This is a genomic window from Enterococcus sp. BSD2780061688st2 D3, assembly GCF_005844145.1.
In the GTDB taxonomy this organism is placed as follows: Bacteria; Bacillota; Bacilli; order Lactobacillales; family Enterococcaceae; genus Enterococcus_B; species Enterococcus_B durans.
In genome coordinates, this window is sequence record NZ_SPHN01000001.1 from 137,561 (window position 1) to 156,618 (window position 19,058).

The 19,058-nt window shown below is 38.4% G+C and carries 17 protein-coding genes; 6 read left to right on the forward strand and 11 right to left on the reverse strand.

Annotated elements, in window-relative coordinates; genetic code table 11:
* Positions 1–499: 499 nt before the first annotated feature.
* The 3 genes from dhaL to dhaM are packed head-to-tail and all read right to left on the reverse strand — an operon-like array spanning position 500 to position 2,497.
* Positions 500–1,102, reverse strand: a complete 603-nt coding sequence (gene dhaL, locus FGQ66_RS00600) for a dihydroxyacetone kinase subunit DhaL (protein WP_138301395.1) — start codon at positions 1,100–1,102, stop codon at positions 500–502.
* A gap of 14 nt (positions 1,103–1,116) precedes the next feature.
* Positions 1,117–2,100: a dihydroxyacetone kinase subunit DhaK gene (gene dhaK, locus FGQ66_RS00605; RefSeq protein ID WP_081133808.1), complete on the reverse strand. Its 984-nt coding sequence runs from the start codon at positions 2,098–2,100 to the stop codon at positions 1,117–1,119.
* Position 2,101: 1 nt separating this feature from the next.
* Positions 2,102–2,497, reverse strand: coding sequence for a dihydroxyacetone kinase phosphoryl donor subunit DhaM (dhaM, locus tag FGQ66_RS00610; protein WP_005875431.1), 396 nt, complete (start codon positions 2,495–2,497; stop codon positions 2,102–2,104).
* A gap of 230 nt (positions 2,498–2,727) precedes the next feature.
* On the opposite strand from dhaM, the gene FGQ66_RS00615 reads away from it, so the two are divergent.
* Entirely contained in the window at positions 2,728–3,051 is a 324-nt protein-coding gene (locus FGQ66_RS00615; protein WP_138301396.1) for a putative heavy metal-binding protein, read from the forward strand.
* Positions 3,052–3,301: 250 nt separating this feature from the next.
* Here FGQ66_RS00615 and nagE read toward each other — a convergent pair whose 3' ends face one another.
* Complete coding sequence (gene nagE / locus FGQ66_RS00620) at positions 3,302–5,293, reverse strand: N-acetylglucosamine-specific PTS transporter subunit IIBC (RefSeq protein ID WP_138301397.1); 1,992 nt, start codon at positions 5,291–5,293, stop codon at positions 3,302–3,304.
* Between the two features lie 399 nt (positions 5,294–5,692).
* Between nagE and FGQ66_RS00625 the strand changes: the two genes are divergently transcribed.
* The gene (locus FGQ66_RS00625; RefSeq protein WP_138301398.1) at positions 5,693–6,538 is read left to right on the forward strand and encodes an LPXTG cell wall anchor domain-containing protein; all 846 of its coding nucleotides are present in this window, start codon (positions 5,693–5,695) and stop codon (positions 6,536–6,538) included.
* A gap of 69 nt (positions 6,539–6,607) precedes the next feature.
* Here the strand turns inward: FGQ66_RS00625 and pepV are convergent, their stop codons facing one another.
* Complete coding sequence (gene pepV, locus FGQ66_RS00630; RefSeq protein WP_016177266.1) at positions 6,608–8,026, reverse strand: dipeptidase PepV; 1,419 nt, start codon at positions 8,024–8,026, stop codon at positions 6,608–6,610.
* Positions 8,027–8,172: 146 nt separating this feature from the next.
* Between pepV and FGQ66_RS00635 the strand changes: the two genes are divergently transcribed.
* From FGQ66_RS00635 to FGQ66_RS00645, 4 genes are all read left to right on the forward strand, one after another.
* A complete protein-coding gene (locus FGQ66_RS00635; RefSeq protein WP_138301399.1) occupies positions 8,173–9,003 on the forward strand; it encodes an NAD(P)H-hydrate dehydratase in 831 nt (276 codons plus the stop codon).
* Between the two features lie 17 nt (positions 9,004–9,020).
* Positions 9,021–9,455, forward strand: a complete 435-nt coding sequence (locus FGQ66_RS00640; protein ID WP_138301400.1) for an acyl-CoA thioesterase — start codon at positions 9,021–9,023, stop codon at positions 9,453–9,455.
* A gap of 99 nt (positions 9,456–9,554) precedes the next feature.
* Complete coding sequence (locus tag FGQ66_RS15040) at positions 9,555–9,731, forward strand: hypothetical protein (RefSeq protein WP_005875420.1); 177 nt, start codon at positions 9,555–9,557, stop codon at positions 9,729–9,731.
* A gap of 151 nt (positions 9,732–9,882) precedes the next feature.
* Positions 9,883–10,551 (forward strand): GntR family transcriptional regulator, encoded by a 669-nt coding sequence (locus FGQ66_RS00645; RefSeq protein WP_005875418.1) that lies wholly within the window; start codon positions 9,883–9,885, stop codon positions 10,549–10,551.
* A 235-nt stretch (positions 10,552–10,786) separates the two neighbouring features.
* On the opposite strand, the gene FGQ66_RS00650 is transcribed toward FGQ66_RS00645, so the two are convergent.
* From FGQ66_RS00650 to FGQ66_RS15315, 6 genes are all read right to left on the reverse strand, one after another.
* On the reverse strand, positions 10,787–11,470 hold the full coding sequence (locus FGQ66_RS00650) for a hypothetical protein (RefSeq protein WP_138301401.1): 684 nt from the start codon (positions 11,468–11,470) through the stop codon (positions 10,787–10,789).
* Entirely contained in the window at positions 11,439–13,568 is a 2,130-nt protein-coding gene (locus FGQ66_RS00655; protein WP_138301402.1) for a hydantoinase/oxoprolinase family protein, read from the reverse strand. Before FGQ66_RS00655 ends, FGQ66_RS00650 begins: the two co-directional genes overlap by 32 nt.
* 38 nt (positions 13,569–13,606) lie before the next feature.
* Positions 13,607–14,944 carry a citrate transporter gene (locus FGQ66_RS00660; RefSeq protein WP_095443692.1) on the reverse strand — a complete coding sequence of 446 codons (1,338 nt, stop codon included), beginning with the start codon at positions 14,942–14,944 and terminating at the stop codon, positions 13,607–13,609.
* 609 nt (positions 14,945–15,553) lie between these two features.
* Entirely contained in the window at positions 15,554–16,903 is a 1,350-nt protein-coding gene (locus FGQ66_RS00665) for an NAD(P)/FAD-dependent oxidoreductase (RefSeq protein WP_138301403.1), read from the reverse strand.
* A gap of 3 nt (positions 16,904–16,906) precedes the next feature.
* The gene (locus FGQ66_RS15310) at positions 16,907–18,205 is read right to left on the reverse strand and encodes an AcpB/EbpR/MafR family transcriptional regulator (protein ID WP_249361088.1); all 1,299 of its coding nucleotides are present in this window, start codon (positions 18,203–18,205) and stop codon (positions 16,907–16,909) included.
* Positions 18,196–18,396: a hypothetical protein gene (locus FGQ66_RS15315; protein ID WP_230315173.1), complete on the reverse strand. Its 201-nt coding sequence runs from the start codon at positions 18,394–18,396 to the stop codon at positions 18,196–18,198. Before FGQ66_RS15315 ends, FGQ66_RS15310 begins: the two co-directional genes overlap by 10 nt.
* Positions 18,397–19,058: the final 662 nt, after the last annotated feature.

The window sequence follows — 19,058 nt, forward strand, 5'->3', positions numbered from 1 at the left end:
AAGGTTGTAAAAGGAGCGTTTTGACCTGAGCAATAAGGATGAAAATCTCGAAATAGCTTTCCATATTTTGAGATTTTCATCCTTATTGTTGAAGGTCAGCTCTTTGAACACCGCGTGTTAGGTTGTGAAAAGACCGTTCAGCTCCGCCGACAATAAGAATGAACAGAGAAAAACAGCTTCTTGAATACCACAGATAAAGTTGTAAAAACCGTTTTGACCTGACAATAACCAGTAAAAAAGAGGTGAGACCATTGCTAAAAGTAGCAGTAGTCTCACCTCTTTTTTGCACAAGTCATCTTTGATTATTTCGTTATTTTAATCAGGATCAAATTCTTTTTTCCATGCTAAAGAGTGATTCTTTCTTCGTTTAACTTTTGGTAAATACCTCTGTCAGAAAAAACTCTAGGTAGACACATAAAAGCAGATAAAAAGCCTAACTTTTGCAACACTTTATGCTGTCGTTCAAAGTTAGGCTTATACAGTTTATAAATAGCCCTTTCTATCCATGAATCATATCAAGCAATGTCTGGAATAAGATTGCACTAGAAGCTGCTCCTGGATCAATGTGTCCAATCGCCCGCTCCCCTAAATAAGAAGCACGTCCTTTTTTTGCGACCAAATTTTTAGTATGTTCTTTGGCATTTTCGATGACGTCTGCAGTTAGCTGATTGTTTTTTAATGCTTCCGTAACAGGCAACCAAACATCTAGCATTGTTTTATCCTCTGCTTCAGCTTTTCCTCTTGCTTGTATCCCATTTGTACCTTCTTCGATGATTTTCCCTAATTGCTCTTGTGAATTGATGACGTCAACATCCTTTGTCGCTTTCATCATGTTCATGAATGCTGAACCATATAGCGGACCTGAAGCTCCTCCAACTTTGGAGATCATTGCCATCGAAAGAACTTTAAAGGTGCCACTGATTGTTGTCGGTTCCTCTTTCTTAAAGGCGTCTTCAAATGCGGAAACACCTCGCCCCATATTATTTCCATGGTCACCGTCACCGATCGGCGTATCTAGATCACTAAGATAACTTTTGTTTTCATTGATTTCTTTTGTAAATTCCATCAACCATTCTTGTATCTCTTTTACCGTTACATCCATCTGTCATTCACCCTTTACCAAGAAATTGTTTGTACGTCACTTATCAATGCTTCTCGCCAATCTTTATCCTTCAAATCGATCATCGTCAAAGAAAGTCCTTGCATATCCAGAGAAGTCATTAGATTCCCGACTTTATGAAAGGTCACATTTATATTTTCTGCTTCTAACAAAGCTAAAACATCATTCATGAAAACAAATTGTTCCATTAGTGGTGTGCCACCCATACCATTGACTAAAACGCCGACTTCTTTCGGTTTTTCCGTATAATCAGCTAGGATTTTAGTAACCAACTCTTTAGCCAATACTTTGGATGGTTGCAATTTTTCTCTGCGATAACCAGGTTCACCGTGAATGCCGACTCCATATTCGATCTCATCTTCTGCCAATTCAAATCCTGGCTTACCTACTTCCGGAACAGTAGCAGCGCGAAGAGCGACACCAATCGTCTTGATTGCCTGCACTACTTGATCCCCTAGTTCCTTCAACTCTGCTAAAGATTGACCTTTTCTAGCCGCATCTCCTAAAATCTTATGGACCAGGATCGTACCAGCCACCCCGCGTTTTCCTGCAGTATAGGTGCTATTTTCTACCGCAATATCATCGTCGACCACAACGCTTTCCACTTGGATGTCATCCATCGCAGCCATTTCTTTGGCCATATCAAAGTTTAGAATATCCCCAGTATAATTTTTCACGATCAGCAAAACGCCTTTTCCCTGATTTGCTTCGTTGATGGCTGTTTGTACTTGATCTGGCGTTGGAGAAGTGAAGACATCCCCCAAAACAGCAGCACTTAGCATCCCATTTCCGACAAAGCCTGCATGTGCCGGTTCATGGCCACTTCCACCACCAGAAACTAACCCCACTTGTTCGACCTTTTCATTTTTGGCTATTACTCTGGAATCAGCTACACGATGGATCAGTTCCGGGTAGCTTTTCACAATTCCTTGCAACATCTCTTCTACGATATTTCCCGCTTCATTCATGATTTTTTTCATTTTATGACCAACCTTTCTGTCCGGCTTTTTTCGCTTCTGCTATGATTTGCGTGAGATCATCCGTCACTCCTGCAGTAATTGCACCAGCAAATGCCCCTTCCACAAGAGGCGCATCAACAAGGTAGTATTTTTTTTGCACTTCCTCATCTAGCATATCTTTGGCCATTTCAGCATTTAGTACCGCACTGCCGATATCCGCAAAAACTAGATACGCTTCTGCATCCTTTGACTGATCGACTGCATCGATGATCTTCATTGGATCTGAACCAATCTGACCATCGATCCCTCCCAAAGAAAAAATAGTGACATCCTCCGATTTTTGCATTTGTTCAATCATTTCTTTCAGACCATCTGTCACCTTTTGGCTGTGGGAAATAAGCAAAATACTTTTTTTCATTTACGTTCGCCTTCTTTCATCTTCAGGTAGATTTGTTTCCGCTTTCATTTTTCGAAAACAAGCTTCTGTAAATCCCCCGTTTTTTCCTACATTCCCAGTATATAATACAATCGGCTTTTTTTGGAAATGATGCGCTGTACTTATCACTACATTTTTGATTTTTATTTTCCACTCCTCTCTGTTCTTGCCATATATTCTGGTATACTGATTTTAAAGAAAGGAGTGATCGAATGATCATTACAACAACGAACAGTGTTGAAGATAGAACAGTCGAGTCCTACCAAGGAATCGTATTTGGTGAAGTAATCACAGGGATCAATGTATTGAAAGACTTAGGTGCTGGTTTACGCAATGTTTTTGGAGGTCGCTCAAAAAGTTATGAAGACGAATTGATGACTGCTCGTGAAGAAGCACTCCGAGAAATGGAAGCCCGTGGAAAATCCCTTGGAGCAGACGCAATCATCGGTGTCAAAATGGATTATGAAGTATTAGGTAGCGACAATGGAATGCTAATGGTTACTTGCAGTGGCACAGCCGTTAAGTTAAACCGCTAGACACTAAGAGGTTGGAACAGAAGTATTCAACTCCGAGAATAAGAAGAAATCAGCGAAAATTGCTTTTCAAATTTTTGTGAATTTCGGCATATTTAAGAAGGAGTTGCTTCTGCTCCCACCGTTTATCCGTTTTTAAAGAATGAGACAAAAGTGTTTCTTACTTTTGGCCCACGCTCATGGTGCCTGATACTACAAAAAAAGTGCGAATACAGCCAGAAATGGCTCGTCATTCGCACTTTTTTTCTTAAAATTATCCTTTTACCTGTCCAACCACTTCATTGGCTTGCACGAGTGCATTTGAGCGAATAGCCAGTTCCTTGACTGCTGCTCCATTTGTGAAAACAACGATCATGTCTGATTTTTTACCTGCTTTTTCAAGCATTTCTAAATCAACTACCGCAATCAATTGTCCGCGAGCAATTCGTTGTCCTTCTTCAACATAAAGCGTAAATGGTTCGCCTTTAAGATCGACCGTATTGATCCCCATGTGCAGTAATACTTCGAGTCCATTATCTGTTTGGATACCGATCGCATGTTTTGTCGGAAAGACATTTAAGATCGTTCCAGAAATAGGAGCAAATACTTCATTCGCTTCAGGTAAAACTGCAAAACCGTCTCCCATCATTTTTTCAGAGAATACAGGATCAGCTACTTCGCTGATTGGAATCAATTCACCTTTCGAAGGCGCGTATACAGCTAGCTGCTCTTCAGGTAAATTTGTTTTTTCTTCTTTTTCTTCTACGATCATAGGCTTAGCTACAGATTCGCCTGTGTTTGCTCCACCTTGTTGCAAACGACTCATTTCATCAGCAACAAATTGTACTTGTGTACCTACGACTACTTGGATATTTGTTTTATCGATCACTTTCACTCCAGGGACACCTGTCTGTTTGATTTTTTCTTGATCGACTTTGTCAGTGTCTTGGACTTGAAGGCGCAAACGCGTCGTACAGTTATCGATGACACGTACATTTTCTTTTCCACCTAACGCCTGGTAGATCTGTGTTGCTAAAACAGCAAATTTATCATCACCCGTGGCAATATCCGGTGTTTCTTCCCCAGCTGTTTCTTCTCTTCCTGGTGTCATCAGATTGAATTTCTGAATAGCAAAGCGGAAGCCGAAGTAATAGATAACCGCAAATACAGCTCCTTGGACTAAAAGCATCAAAGGTTGATTTGCTACAGGATTTTTCAGCGATAAAAAGTAATCTACAAAACCAGCACTAAAAGCAAATCCAGCCGTCCAATGGAAAAAGGCGCTGACAGCTAATGAGATACCAGTAAAAACAGCATGCAAAACATATAATGGCCAAGCCACAAACATAAATGAGAATTCCAATGGCTCAGTCACACCAGTGAAAAATGATGCAAAAGCTGCTGCCAACATCAAAGAAGCAGTTTGCTTTTTCTTTTCTGGTCGTGCACATTGATAGATTGCTAATGCTCCAGCCGGTAAGCCGAACATCATGACTGGGAAAAAGCCCGCTTGATACATCCCTGTTTGACCAACGATTGCTTGACCACTGTCTAAAGCTTGCTGACCTGCTAAGAAATTCCCGATATCATTGATACCAGCTACATCAAACCAAAAAACCGAGTTCAGTGCGTGGTGAAGTCCTGTTGGAATCAATAAGCGGTTGAAAAATCCATATAACCCAGCCCCTACAAAACCTAAGCGTGAGATACCTTTACCGAATGCTACTAATACATCATAAACGCTTGGCCAGATGAATAAAAGAATGGCAGATATAACCAACATTGCTAATGCTGACATGATAGGCACTAATCGTTTCCCACTAAAGAACGATAACGCCATCGGTAATTTAACTTGACTAAATCGGTTATACATCGCTGCTGCAGTCAATCCGGCGATGATCCCAATAAATACATTATTATCCATTGTACTGAACGCAGGATTCACATCGCTCAGCTTTTCCAAACCTAATAGTCCTTGCACAGATGCAGATGCTAAGACCGTTTGTGGAACTAAGTAGGCCACTAATCCTGCAAGTGCTGCTGAACCATCTTTATCTTTAGACATTCCTAAAGCTAATCCTACGGCAAATAATAATGCCAAGTGATTTAAAATTGCTAATCCTGCATTCATCAAAAATGTAGTACCAGCATTACTGACACCCATCCCAACGATCCAGTTTGCAATTCCCACCAACAATGAAGCTGCTGGTAAAACGGCAACTGGTAACATCAGAGAGCGTCCCATTCGTTGCATATAAGCTTTCATTTTCTTCCTCCTAGAACAATCATCCATCTAAATAAATGCAATAATCTTTGATAAATATTTCTTTTTTGAAAACTTTCAAGAAAATATCTAAAAATTAATAAAATGAGTATACCACTTTAAAATAAAAATGAACAGATTTTTTTAAATTTATAAAAAACACTGTTTAAATGGCATAATAAAAGCAAAAAAAGTAAAAACATTACGCGGTAATGTTATATACCAATTTCGTAAATTTCGACCACAAGAGAGGAATTCTCTGCATTTAATACTAAAAATAATTTTTTTTACATTAACATGATTTGGTAATAATTAGACAAACTCCTAAGATTGTTCATAGTTATTTGTTGTCTTTTTTACTATAATCATAAGTTAGTAAACAGTATCGAGAGTGGGGAAATTATGAAAAAAATAGTTATTGTATCACTAGCCTTATTGACTTCCAGTTGCATTTTCCTTCAACAAGAAGTACAAGCAGATACAACGTCTGATAGTCAAATTATAGAAACAACTACAACTACTGCGGAAGATTCTTCTTCAGCTACTACGGACAGTCAGTCAACTAGCGAAACAACTTCCAGCACTGTATCAGAAACCGATAGCTCGGCTACAGAGACTTCTTCAAGCAGGGATACATTACAGGATTTAGAAAATCGTAGAAAAGAAATCGAACAGGCCTTAGAAGAAGCCAAAAATCGATTAGCTGAACATCATCAACAAATCGAGCAAGACTTATCTGCATTAAAAGACCAAGCAGATAAAGATCACGCACAAATCCAACAAGATCTAGCAGATGCAAAAGCGAAAGCTGAACTTGCCAAAAATGATATAGATGCAAAGATCCAACAAGCAAAAGCACTCCAAGATGAATTGGATGCTTTCGGGCAGTCTGCTGCTTCTTCCATAAACAACGCCCAAACAGAGATCGAAACAGCTAGTGCAGACATCCATTCAAAAATCACTGACGCAAAAGCAGTCATGGCTGATTTTGACTCTAAAAAAACAGATCTACAAGCAAGCATCAAACGGATCAAAGAAACGTTGAACAATGTCGGAACAGATTTTTCTCAATCAGCAACAAGTGAAGCTCCACAAGCAACTAGTACGGCAAAAATAGCCAACGAACAACAAAACGCCTCTGCAAAATCCTTGCCAAAAACAAATGAAACAAGTTCACCAATTCTTTTGTCTACTATTGGTACATTTTTTGTAACACTTGGCATACTTTTGAAAAAACGAATAAACTGACATCAACTTGATGCACAAAAAAAAGAAACGAACCGTGACGGTTCGTTTCTTTTTGCTTTTAATCAATGATTATTTTGCCAAACGATAGATAGCATCTGCATAAATAGCCGTTGCTCTGAATAGATCGTCTAAACTCATAAATTCATTTGCTTGGTGCATTGTATCTGTGTAGCCTGGGAACATCGCACCGTAAGCAACACCACGTTTCAATAGACGTCCATAAGTTCCGCCACCGATGATTTGTTCATACCCTTCTTCACCCGTGTGATCTTTATAGACTTGTAACAATGTTGCAACCAATGGATCATCCATTGGTACATAGTGAGGTTCCATTACACGTGCACCACGAGTAACTGAAGCTCCTTCTTCTTTGACTGTTGCTAAGATATCACTTTCTAAACCGTCAACAGTCACACCTTGTGGGAAACGGAAGTTCATGTTGATGAAGTTATCATCTTCTGTTCCATTTTCTTTAAAGGCAAATAAGCCAGCGTTCATTGTTAATTTACCCATTTTTTCATCTTCATATGCCACGCCAAGTTTTTCACCATAGAAATCTTCATGGACATACGCTGCTGCAACATGGATAAATTGTTTTGCTGAACCAATAAATTCATAGTTATCTAGGAAAAGAGCTAAGAATGTCCCTGCGTTGATTCCTGCTTGAGGACTTGCTCCATGAGCGCCTTTTCCGATTAAGTCGATTTTTACATACGTATTGTCTGCTTCGATCGAACCACTAACTGGATTTGCTTCAGTAAATTTATAGAATGCTTCTTCCATCGCAATCGCTGCATCCGCATCTGGTACTTGAAGAGCTGCAGTAGCTGTACCAGGGACCATATTTTCACGCAAGCCTGAAACAAAGGATTTCAATACGTAGTCACCTTCGTTATCGCCTTGGAATCTCAAAGCAAGTGATACATTTCCTTTTTCACCATTGATGATTGGGAACTCAGCATCAGGAGAAAAACCAAAATCAGGTTCTTCTTCATGTTGGAAATAATAAGCCATGTCGCCCCAGCCGCTTTCTTCATCACTACCGATAACGAAACGAACTTTTTTAGACAATTTCAAATCTAGTTCTTTAATGATTTTCATTGCATAATAAGCTGCCATACTTGGGCCTTTGTCATCACTTGAACCACGCGCAAAGATTTTGCCATCTTTGATTACTGGTTCATAAGGATCAGTATCCCAACCGTCACCAGCAGGTACAACATCCATATGGCCAAAAATCCCTAATGTTTCATCACCTTCACCAAGATCGATATGTCCTGCATAATTATCCACGTTTTTGACAGCAAAGCCATCACGTTCGCCATATGCTAACATGTGTTTCAACGCATCACGAGGACCAGGTCCAAAGGGTGCATCCGGTGTTACTTTTGAATCATCACGTTCACTGCTGACACGTAAAAGATTTTTTAAGTCTTCAAGCAAGTCTTCTTTACGTGCTTCTACTTCTTTTTGCCAATTGATTGTCATAAAGTTAATCCTCCACTCATTAAGTCTACCTGTTCATCATACCATAAATCGAAGAAAAAAATAGTTCAAAAAATCTGACAATTCCTAGTCCAAAGAGTGTTCCAACAAAAATATCTACGCTATAATACAAGAAAGGAGGCATTTCGATGTTAATAGATGAACGTTTGGTACAAGAAGTCATTACTCCACGTCCAGCTGAATCACATAAAGGGACATACGGCCGGACAGTTTTGATTGGCGGCAATGAACAATATGGCGGCGCAATCATCATGAGTGCTTTAGCTACAGTCAATAGCGGCGCTGGTTTGACAACTGTCATCACCGCTCCTAAAAATCACGCCCCCCTTCATGCCCATTTACCAGAAGCAATGTGTGTCGATTGGCATGATAAAAAAATGATTCTTTCCGTACTTGAAACAGCTGATATTTTATTGATTGGTCCCGGACTCGGCACTACTCCTGAAAGTTTCGATCTGCTTGAGTTGATTTTAGCCCATCAAACTAAAAAACAATGGCTGATCATGGATGGTTCCGCTCTAACTTTATTTGCAAAGGAACAGCTAGAACTTCCTTATCCTAAACAAACAGTTTTCACACCACATCAAATGGAATGGCAGAGACTTACCTCATTAGCGATCGCTGATCAAACGAAAGAAAAAAATAGCATGAAACAGCGGGAACTAGGAACGACTGTCGTACTAAAAAGTCACCAGACGACTATTTATGGTCAAGAAACGATTTATCAAAATACCGTAGGTTCTGCTGCAATGGCAACTGGTGGAATGGGGGATACTTTGGCAGGTACGATTGCTGGTTTTCTCGCCCAATTCCCCAAGAATGACCAGACAATCGCAGCGGCTGTCTATCTTCACAGCTATATCGGAGATCAATTAGCCAAATCACAATACGTTGTGCTCCCTACGCAAATCAGTCAGCACTTACCACAATGGATGCATCATTTCAGTCAAAAAAATTAAGATCAAGGAGTTATTTTATGGAACTGTTTACTGGATATATTCGAGAACCTTTTTATTATGAAACTGATCAGATGGGAATCATCCATCACAGCAATTACATTCGTTGGTTAGAAGAATCACGTGTGGCATTACTCGATTATTTAGGGTTCAGTTATAAAAAAATCGAAGAATTAGGACTGATCATTCCCGTACTTGAGGTCACTTGCCAATACAAAGAAATGGTCCGCTATGGCGAAACCGTCCGTATCTTACCGAAAATCGCGAAGTATACGGGCACTCGCTTAGATTTCACCTATGAAATCTATGGTTTAGCAGATAATCAGTTGCGAACTACTGGCTCGAGCAAACATTGCTTTTTAACTGCCGATACGCAACGATTAGTCAAACTCAGTCGTTTTGATACACAGTTGGATCACCTATTCAAAGACTACGCACAGTTGGCGAACGAATGATTTCTCTCTACGCAAAAAACTTTCCTTTTATTTAAGAAAATCAGAGACTTTTTTCTTGTGTTATATAGGACAATTTGTATAATAAAGAGAAAAAAGCAGGTGATCATCATGTATGTTGTTAAAGTATTGCATGGTTACATTGATAAAACTGGCTGCCGCACACGAGAAAAGAACCCTGATAACTTGTTGATTTTCAAAGAGAAAAAAGACTCTGAAGCATTTGCTAAACAGATCGGCGGCCGTGTCAAACAACTGCATGAGATACGACCTGATTGATCATTTTGTTAAAAAATCGAGTCTCTTGTTCCAAACATCAGTCCATCTTTGATGTTTGGATTTTTTTTGTTTGGACCTATTTCGCTCTTCGCTCTCCTGTAAACGATTTATGTTATAATACTTGTAAAACATTGTGTAGAAAGGAGCATTTATGGCTGGCACAAACTTACAACAACAGGCTTACGAAACAATACGTAAGCAGATCATTTATTCTGAGTTAGCACCTGGAAGCAGAATCTCAGACAAAGTCTTAGAAGAACAACTTGCTATCGGTCGCACACCGATACGAGAAGCATTGATCCAGTTACGCAACCAAGAATTGATCAAAACGATCCCACAATCTGGAACCTTCGTGTCAAAGATCGATATTCGTTCTGCATCCTTAGCTCTCTATACTCGAGAAAAGCTAGAAAATCCTATTCTTCAAGAATGCAGCGCCAAAATGACCCCACAGGATCAACTGACATTAGAAGACATTTTGGAACAAACAGACCAAGCAATCATGACCCAAGATAAAAAATTATTTTTCTATTTAGATAAAGCGTTCCACCGTACCTGTTATAAAGTTGCTGAAAAATCAGAAATCTGGGATTGGATCGAAAGCTATAGTACACATCTTGACCGATTCAGATGGTTACGGTTGAGTATTACAGAACTGGGTTGGGGTCGTGTTTTAGATGAGCACCAAACACTCCTTCAATCCATGATCGATCATAACCTTGATGAAGTGAGTTTTCTTTGCAGCATGCATATGCATATGATCATTGAAGAACAGGAATATGTACGACAGGCTTACCCAGATTATTTCGAGAAAGATTAGATCAAGAGATGTGAGAAGGAGAATCGGTCAATTCCATTGAACAATTGAATTTCCCTTTAGATGGTTCATCAAACCTTAAAAACTCACATCCACCTCTTTAGCTCGCAAATACTATCAGACAAAAAAATCACTAAAAAAGACAGATGATCCCAAAATAGCAGCGCTAATTTTGAGAGTAACTGTCTTTTTTAATAGCCAAAATCGAACTATCCTGTTTAGCTACCTTTTTATTATTTCAAGCTTCGATTTTTCTTTGTTCGATCTCTTTTACTTCTGCCAATAATTTTTCACTCCGCTCTGGATCGTACGGCCAAACCATCGCTACCTCCAATATATATGGATGAAAACCAAACTGATTGATTTCCTGTGAAAAACTCATTGCGGCGATTTCACTCAGGGAACGAATCGTTGAATAATATTTGTAAGAAAAGATATGCCATAGTTCGATTTTCGTTTGTTGTGTATAGATCAATGGATCACTCATCTCGATATGATGGAATAATTCATGGGCCAAAATCGAATCAGTGATTTTGGTCGTTGTCAGATCTGGATGCTCACTTTCTTGTACAAACCGTTGGATAGGTTCCAACATCAATCGGATACCCTCTTCTTTGTCATAGGTGGCAAAAGTTACACGTTCAGCTGTTATTTCTGATTTACAGTGCACTACCTTAGTACCTAATATTCCACAAAGCTCCATGATGTTCTTATGGGGATATCTTTTTCGCAATGCCTGTGCCGTTTGTTTCCCACACATGATTGCTTGTTGAATAAATTCTTTTCGTTGTTCTAAAGAGACTTTTTTTCTTAAAATATCTCTTTGGAATTGATAATACCCCCAACTTTCCTCTGAGATAGGGAACAACTCATTGAGCAATCGATTTAGTTTATGTTTGCTTGATGTTTCCAGCAACAACAATCACTTCTTCCCCTGGTTCCAAAGTAGAGATTTCCAGATCCATCAACAATTGCAGCTGTTCAAGATCCGTTGCAGTAAAGTCAGAGATCCTTGCCCCCAGACAAAGATAAAATTCTGGACGAGCGATCAGTTCTGTTTGATAAACTGCCATCTCTTCCCATAGTTTTTCTACCGCAGATAAATAATTGCCAGCAGTCGTTTTTAAGCAAGCAGCATTCCCTCGCTGTACTTTGATAAATCCCTTTTGGTCGACGATACGGATCGCTCCGGCATTTTTCGGACGGTTTTTTTCACCCACCACATAAAAGAACGGTGTGCTTTCTATTACCTCGACTTCCGCTGTAGAAACTCGCATATCTTCAGCAGCTAACTCCAACGCTTCTGGCAGCGTGATCTCTTTTGTTAAATCAGTTGCTTTTACTTCTGTCGAACCCGTAGCAATAGCTGTGACTTTTGATGTTTGAGGATCAATTTCAACGTGGATCTCAATTGATTCCGGTGTTGCGCCTGATTCGATTGCTTTATTCATTGCCTCATTCTTCAATGCACGAATATCTTCTTTACTTGGAGATGGGATGATCCGTTCTACAACATCTCGTACCATCGCTAATGCAACACCGATCGACGAAATCACTTCTGCATTTTCAGGGATCGAATATTTTACGCCCATTTTATTACTAAAATAAGTAATCAGCGAAGCAGCTCCGCCGCCTACACCTACCAATGAGATCTGATCTTTTTCTAAATGGTATTTTTCAGCTAACTCCAAGATAACTGGTTCGATTTTAGCATACGATTTTGCCATGATCTGTTCCGCAATATCTTCTACTGTAGTTTGACAATAATCTGCTAAAGCTTGTAGCGCTTTACGGGCAGAAGAGACATTCCCATAAGAAAAATGCTCTTCTTGCACTAATCCCAATACATTTGCTGCACAAGTATTCGTGATCGTTACTTCTTGACCATCCTCCATCACGACTTTGACGTAGTCTGCCGGATCGCCTTCTTTTGGTGAAAAGAATACTACTTTCGGTCCTTTGATTTCTTCTGTAGGTGTAAATACAGCATAGTCCAAACCTGCGATATGCGCAGAACGCGGGCCTACATCAATGATCCCTGCTTGATTGGCGCGAACCATCGAACCACCTGCTACTCCTAACACTCGAACATCTAATGAAGAAATATAGGTTGGATGTCCTCCAACGATCGAATAATCGATTGCCGGACGGCCATTTTTGATGACACCGATATTAGTTGTCGTTCCCCCCACTTCAAAATAGACTCCGTTGGATGCCCGCAAATACATCAATGACCCCATCACGGAAGCTGCTGGTCCAGAAAGCATTGTCAATACTGGGCGTTTTTTCATCTCGTTGATTTCCATAACGCCCCCATCACCACGCATGATCATCAAAGAAACGTTGACCCCTGCTTCACGCACTGAATTCTCTGTAGAAGTAGCAGTATCCAGCATTTTAGGCAGAATAGAGGCATTGATTGCTGCCGTTCTCGTTCTTCTAGTCAATCCATATAATTTAGTGATATCAGATGCCATCGTTGTTGGAATGGCTTTACAAGAAGCAGCTTCATAAACAACACGTTCTGGCTCACCATTATCTACCCCAAAGGCCATCGAAGATACTAGTACCTCCGCTTTTTCTTTTTCTAAATTAGAGATCGTTTCAGCCACTCGATCCACATTCAAATGTTTTACTGGTAAAAAAGCATTGACGATTTCGATTTTTTTCTTGTTCCCTAGATCAATATCGTTCAATCGTGTTTGTCTTTTGGCTAAAAATCCTTCAAGACCGCCTTTCGACATGCCGATTACTCCAACTTTAGCTACATCTCCTTCAATCAATGCATTCGTTGCTTGCGTTGTCGAGTGAGCCACGAAAACCACATCATCTGGACTGATTTGATTCTCTTGTAAACAGTTTTGAAAAGACTGCACCACTCCTGCTGCCACCCCATTCAAATGATCATGTGTCGTCTTCACTGAAGACTTCCCAATAATTTCATGTGTGGCATTGTCGATTGCTACCGCTTTTGTATGTGTCCCGCCAACGTCGATCCCCATTCGTACAAACCGTTTCATCCGTCATTCCTCCATTTCATTTCTATTATCACAATCCGTTAGAAGTTACCGTACAATAAGAACGTGATCATACAGACAATTGCCCCGATTATCCAACCAGTTGGAATTGATTTTTTCATATACTCTCTTGAAGATACTTTTGTATATCCTAAGCCCCAAGCTACCCATGATTGCGTAATATCTAAATGCTGTGGCGCAATCGTCGTTGTTGCAAATAGCGGGAATAAGAAGGCAACAGGCATTGTTGGATTCACTGCTAAAACAACTGCTAGAATGGCTGAACCAGAACCCACTAAACTTAAAGGCCCACGGAAAAATCCAAGTGGTGTCAATATAGCAAATGCTATAGCCAAAACTAAAGGCGTTTTTGGAATAAAGTCCCCAAAAATTGCTGAGAAATAAGAAGAAGCATACGCAGCAGAATTATTGAACATCGCCAAAGTCATTAAAAAGCCAACCATCGGCGCAACATCTGTCGCTCCATCTGTAAATAATTTAGCAAATTGACGGCAGATTTCTTTATATCCTCCACGTAATTTTCCAGTAAATAATAATGCCCAGATTCCAGCAATCATAAATCCTAAAATGATTGGAATATCTAATAACACGACACCTAAAACTGGGATAAGTACTGCTAACCAAGAAATCATCGGTGCATCACCGCCATCACTTTGCACTTCAGCAGCCATTGCGTAACGTTTCTTTTTATTCATTGATATATTAGCTACGACTAAAACAACAACCAAACTTACAACCATACCAATCATTCCGATTTGGAAATAATCGTTATACGTATAGCTTTCTGCTGCCGGATTGAATCCAGCGTAGATCGTTTGATATTGCTTGAAGTTCACAATGTTCGCAAAAATCCCTGCCATGATCGAACCCATGAATGAAAACAATGCAATCGGAGCCGAAATCCCTAATGACATCAAGATAGGTAAAACAATTACTGCAATCGAGATAACTGGTCCGATCCCTGTCATAGACATAAAGATAATAGCAGTTACGATGCAAAGCAAACTCATCGTGATCCGTGGTTTATCCCCACCAAGTTCCACTACTTTTCGGATCAATGTAGCTGCTATACCACTATCCACCAACACTCGACCAAAGAAAGCACCAAAGAATACATTTACTAAAATCGACTTCGCATATTCTGCGGGGCCCGTTGCATAGATATGTGTCAATACATCGATCAATCCTTGACCTTCCATTGCTGGGTTAGGAGAAAAGTAATTACCTACTAACGCCAAACTCATCCAAACCGTTGCCATGATCGCTAAACCAACCATCAAGTTGTAACCCTTCACACAATACCAAACCATAAAGAAAAACGAAATAACTAATAAAATACCTATAATAATATCACTCATACTGCCCCTCCATTTTCTTTTTAACTAAATCAACAGAACACTCTGATATATCAGTTACCTCATTCTAACGAATTAAGTAATCGCTTACATTAAAATATGCGTATAATAGGTGTATATATGATTAAAAAACACTAATTATTATATATCTAAAATAATTTGCTGTTGGGAATCATCTACGTTCTCTTACGAAAAATAGGAGCTAATATAGAAATAGAAGAGCGTGAATGTGGGACAAATCCGAAAATCAGGTTTTTCGGAAATTTCAAAAAAACGAGCAATACAAAAAACGTATTGTTCGTTTTCTCTCCAATTTCTCAAACCTAAACGTGTCTCGATCTCTCTCTAAAATGAATAATCGACGGTACGAGGAGCAATCCTTCAAAAATAAGCTCACATTCACATAAATCTGAAAAACAATTTTCGTGAATCTCTGCTTATTCTCGGAGTGAATCTTGCTTGACCTTCATCTACTTTTATCTTGAAAGAGTTGCATCTCTCTCAGTTAATTGAACATTTACCGCATCCATTAGTTTTCCTTCTCCATGTACACCAAAACTTGCCTACTATTATGAACACTGTGGTCAGTGGGCATGAAATTCATAATGAAAGCTATCCTATGGCTGGTAAACTTTCTAAGGCAATTTGCTGAAGGTATCTTGCATAGGAAGTAAATTCTGGTTGGAAGTAGAAATCAGATTGAATGATATCGAATATATTCATTTTTGTTTGGATCATCAAAGATAACAAATTGATTAATTCAACTAAAATTTTTGATGTTGTCAAAAGCTCTGCACCCAATAAAATATTTGTTCCTTTTTCAAACATCAATTGTAATTTTAGCATTTCTCCCCCATCAACGGAGATTTCTTTAGTAACAGACACGCATTTTCGTTTATAAATAATCGTATCTATTTCTGTCATTCCACTACTTGCCAAGTAATACTCTCCAAATGTTGTTGCAATTGTCCGATTAGAAGACTGATATGCTAACTGATTATTGGAATAAATATTATAAGCGGCTACAAAACCACTACGTTGGGCTTGCGAAACAAGTGGTTTAAACACCCCACCAATTTCTAGTTGGGTTGAGAACAGTGGCTTTTCAAGCAAATCCCCTACTGCATAAATATTTTCTATAGATGTTTGAAGATAGTCGTTTACACTAACAGTATGGTCAAAATTCAAATCAACCAGCCCTTCCAGTAGCTGCGAATTAGGTAAGGAACTGCTGGTAGATACAATCAAATCGACATTGGAAATTTTCTCGTTACTATGAAAAGTTAGCGTGTACGTACCCGTCTTTTTATCTTTATCAATTTTCTTTACAGTAGTATTCAGATTGAATGTAACATTATTCGGAATATTGGATAGTATGGGACGAATGAATTCTTCATCAAAATAGCCAGCAAGTGGATAGTCTCTTCGATCAATTAAAAATAATTCTTTTTCTTTCATCCAAGTATCTGCAAATTCCATCCCCACAAAACCAAGCCCAATCAATGCAATTTTCTTAGCTTTTTTGATGCGGTCTAACGCAAACGCAGATTCATTAAAACTTTTATACGTCAATATATCCTTCTTCTCACTCGTAAGGCTGAGGGGTATCGCAGGAGTCGACCCAATTGCGGCAATTAAGAAGTCGTAAGGTAGTTCTTGGGTAATTGTCGAACCATCGTTTATCATTGTACAGATTACCTTGATCTCATTTTTTTCAATTTTCAGTACCTCTGTACTTAGAAGAACCTTTACTCCTAAGTCCGTTAACTCTTTAGGAGAATAGTTATGCGCTTCTTCTAATTTTTGAATAATACCTTTGGAAACCAAATTAATTCCACTAGAAATAAAAGCAAGCGTCTGATTTTTCTCAATCAGCGTTACATCTATCCTTGGATCTAAAATTTTTAATGCTCTAGCAGCAGCCACACCTGCATGAGAACCACCAATGATTATACATTTCATTCACTAAACCTTCTTCTTATATATCTTTACTAGAATCTTCTGTATACGATCAGAATCATAGGTTGTTTCAATATCGGTCAACAGATAATAATAATCATGCGCAAATTGTTCTGTAGATACGATCAGATCTGTAATCAAAAGATCGTATTTTTGTTGTTCAGCTGCTTCTTCAATCTCAACATCAAAAAAATAATGCATCAAGTAGGTTAGACGAAAAAAGACACCTTCTTTGATAGAATAATCTTTATGGATAGAAACACCTATACGTATCTTTATTGAATAATTCTTTAGGATCTCTAAAAGGAGGTTGAAGTATCTTCGATAAACAAGAGACAATACTTCTGCAGTAATAAAATCAGAAAAACTCTCTTCAATGGAAGCAACCAACTTGTTTGAAATAGTCAGCAATCGTTGATAAATCTCCATGTTCGCTAAGTGAGAAATACTTTTTCCTGAAAAATAGTAGAACGAACCACAAAATTTCGTGATTTTACAATGCAGATTCGTCAACGAATACTCAATTTCGCGCCTTGTTTCAATGGTTACTTTCTCTTCGTAATGAGGAAAGACTTCATGGACTCGTCTTAAAAATTCTTTATCCAGTAAGGCTACTTTTCCATTCGAATTGATTTCCTTTGTTCCGAGCGGTAAATATTTTGAATCATACAATTCGAAAGATACCATAAAGGAATACAAAATCATTATCTCATCCTCTCCGATCAGTAATGAATAATGATCCAAAATGGAGAGAAAGCTTTTCTTGATTGCTTTATATAGCGCTTGATTCTCAACTTCTAGATAATTTGCATCCATCGAAGTGTCGTTTAACAGTCTTATTCTTTTTATCGTGATATCTAGCCATATTCGCAATTTTATTTTTCCTTGGATGGAAAATTTATAGTTACTAAGCACTTCGAAAGTATTGATAAATGCGTCCGCAAATGGATGCGTGCGTTCCTGAAACTTTAGAAGGTGCTGGTTAAATGTATACGCATTGACAGTCAGACTGTACAATAAGTATCGTATCTGTATCTCGTCTCCATGCATTTTTACATTTTTTATTTTGAGTTGAAACTCTTCAATTTTTGAGTTCAAAAGTTTTATTTTTCTAAAGATCGTCGCTTCACTAAGATACAAGCGAACAGCCAGTTGAGAAATCGATGAACTCTCAAAAGAAACTTTTTGAATGATTTGATAATTTATTGACCTTCTTAGAAATGTACTATAAATTTCAGAAAAATCGATATTTTCTTCGGTATCCAACGTCAAAAGACCCGTCTCTGATGTATAATTTATGGCCACCTTACGATCAACATAAGTTTCTTTAAAAAATCATTGAATAACCCTACTGCTTCCAATACCGTGTTTGCGTTTATTTTTAGAGAACGCCTGACTTCTGCACATGCAACCCCTTTCTCCCCCGCACTGAAGATCTTTCTTAGGATCTTCAATTGAATAGTTTCGCTATTATCAAGTAAATCATAAATATCCATACAAACCTCCCCAACAAGTTGTCATCATATTATTTCCAAAATTTTCTGAAAATTAAATGTGACAATATTCCTATTCTATCGATATAGCTAAATCATTTACATATGTTTCCCTTTTTCACTTTGTTACTCCAATATTTATCCTTTATATTAACACTATTTACCTGATTTTTTAGCCTAAATCGTAATAAAATGAATTAAATAACATTTTTAGTCTCTTTAAAGGTATATTTATTCATTTTGCTATATTCGAACCGAGGCTGGGCTCTTGTTCCTATTATTCACTTATCAGCTAATTTGATGAACCGAAAATAGAAGCCACCTTGAAAATTTCTTGTTTCCTATACCAAATTTTTAGTTAACTTATCCAATTAGTATAGGAATGAATCATTTGAGCCCAAATTACAGAAGAAACTATCTCCTTTAAGAAGGTAATTTCTTCTGTAATTTTTCGATCATGTTCTTTTAAGTACTACATACAAATAATTGATATCCTCTAGATAGTTCATCTGACATTTTATACTTTACAAAAGGTGTGAATTGACTGCTCTAGACATAATTATAGAGATAGTTCTTTTGGGGAAGTTCAATCATGCAACGTTTATATCTAAAAGCCCACTAAATCAAATTCGAAACATTTAAACCAGTGGACTTTACTCACACCT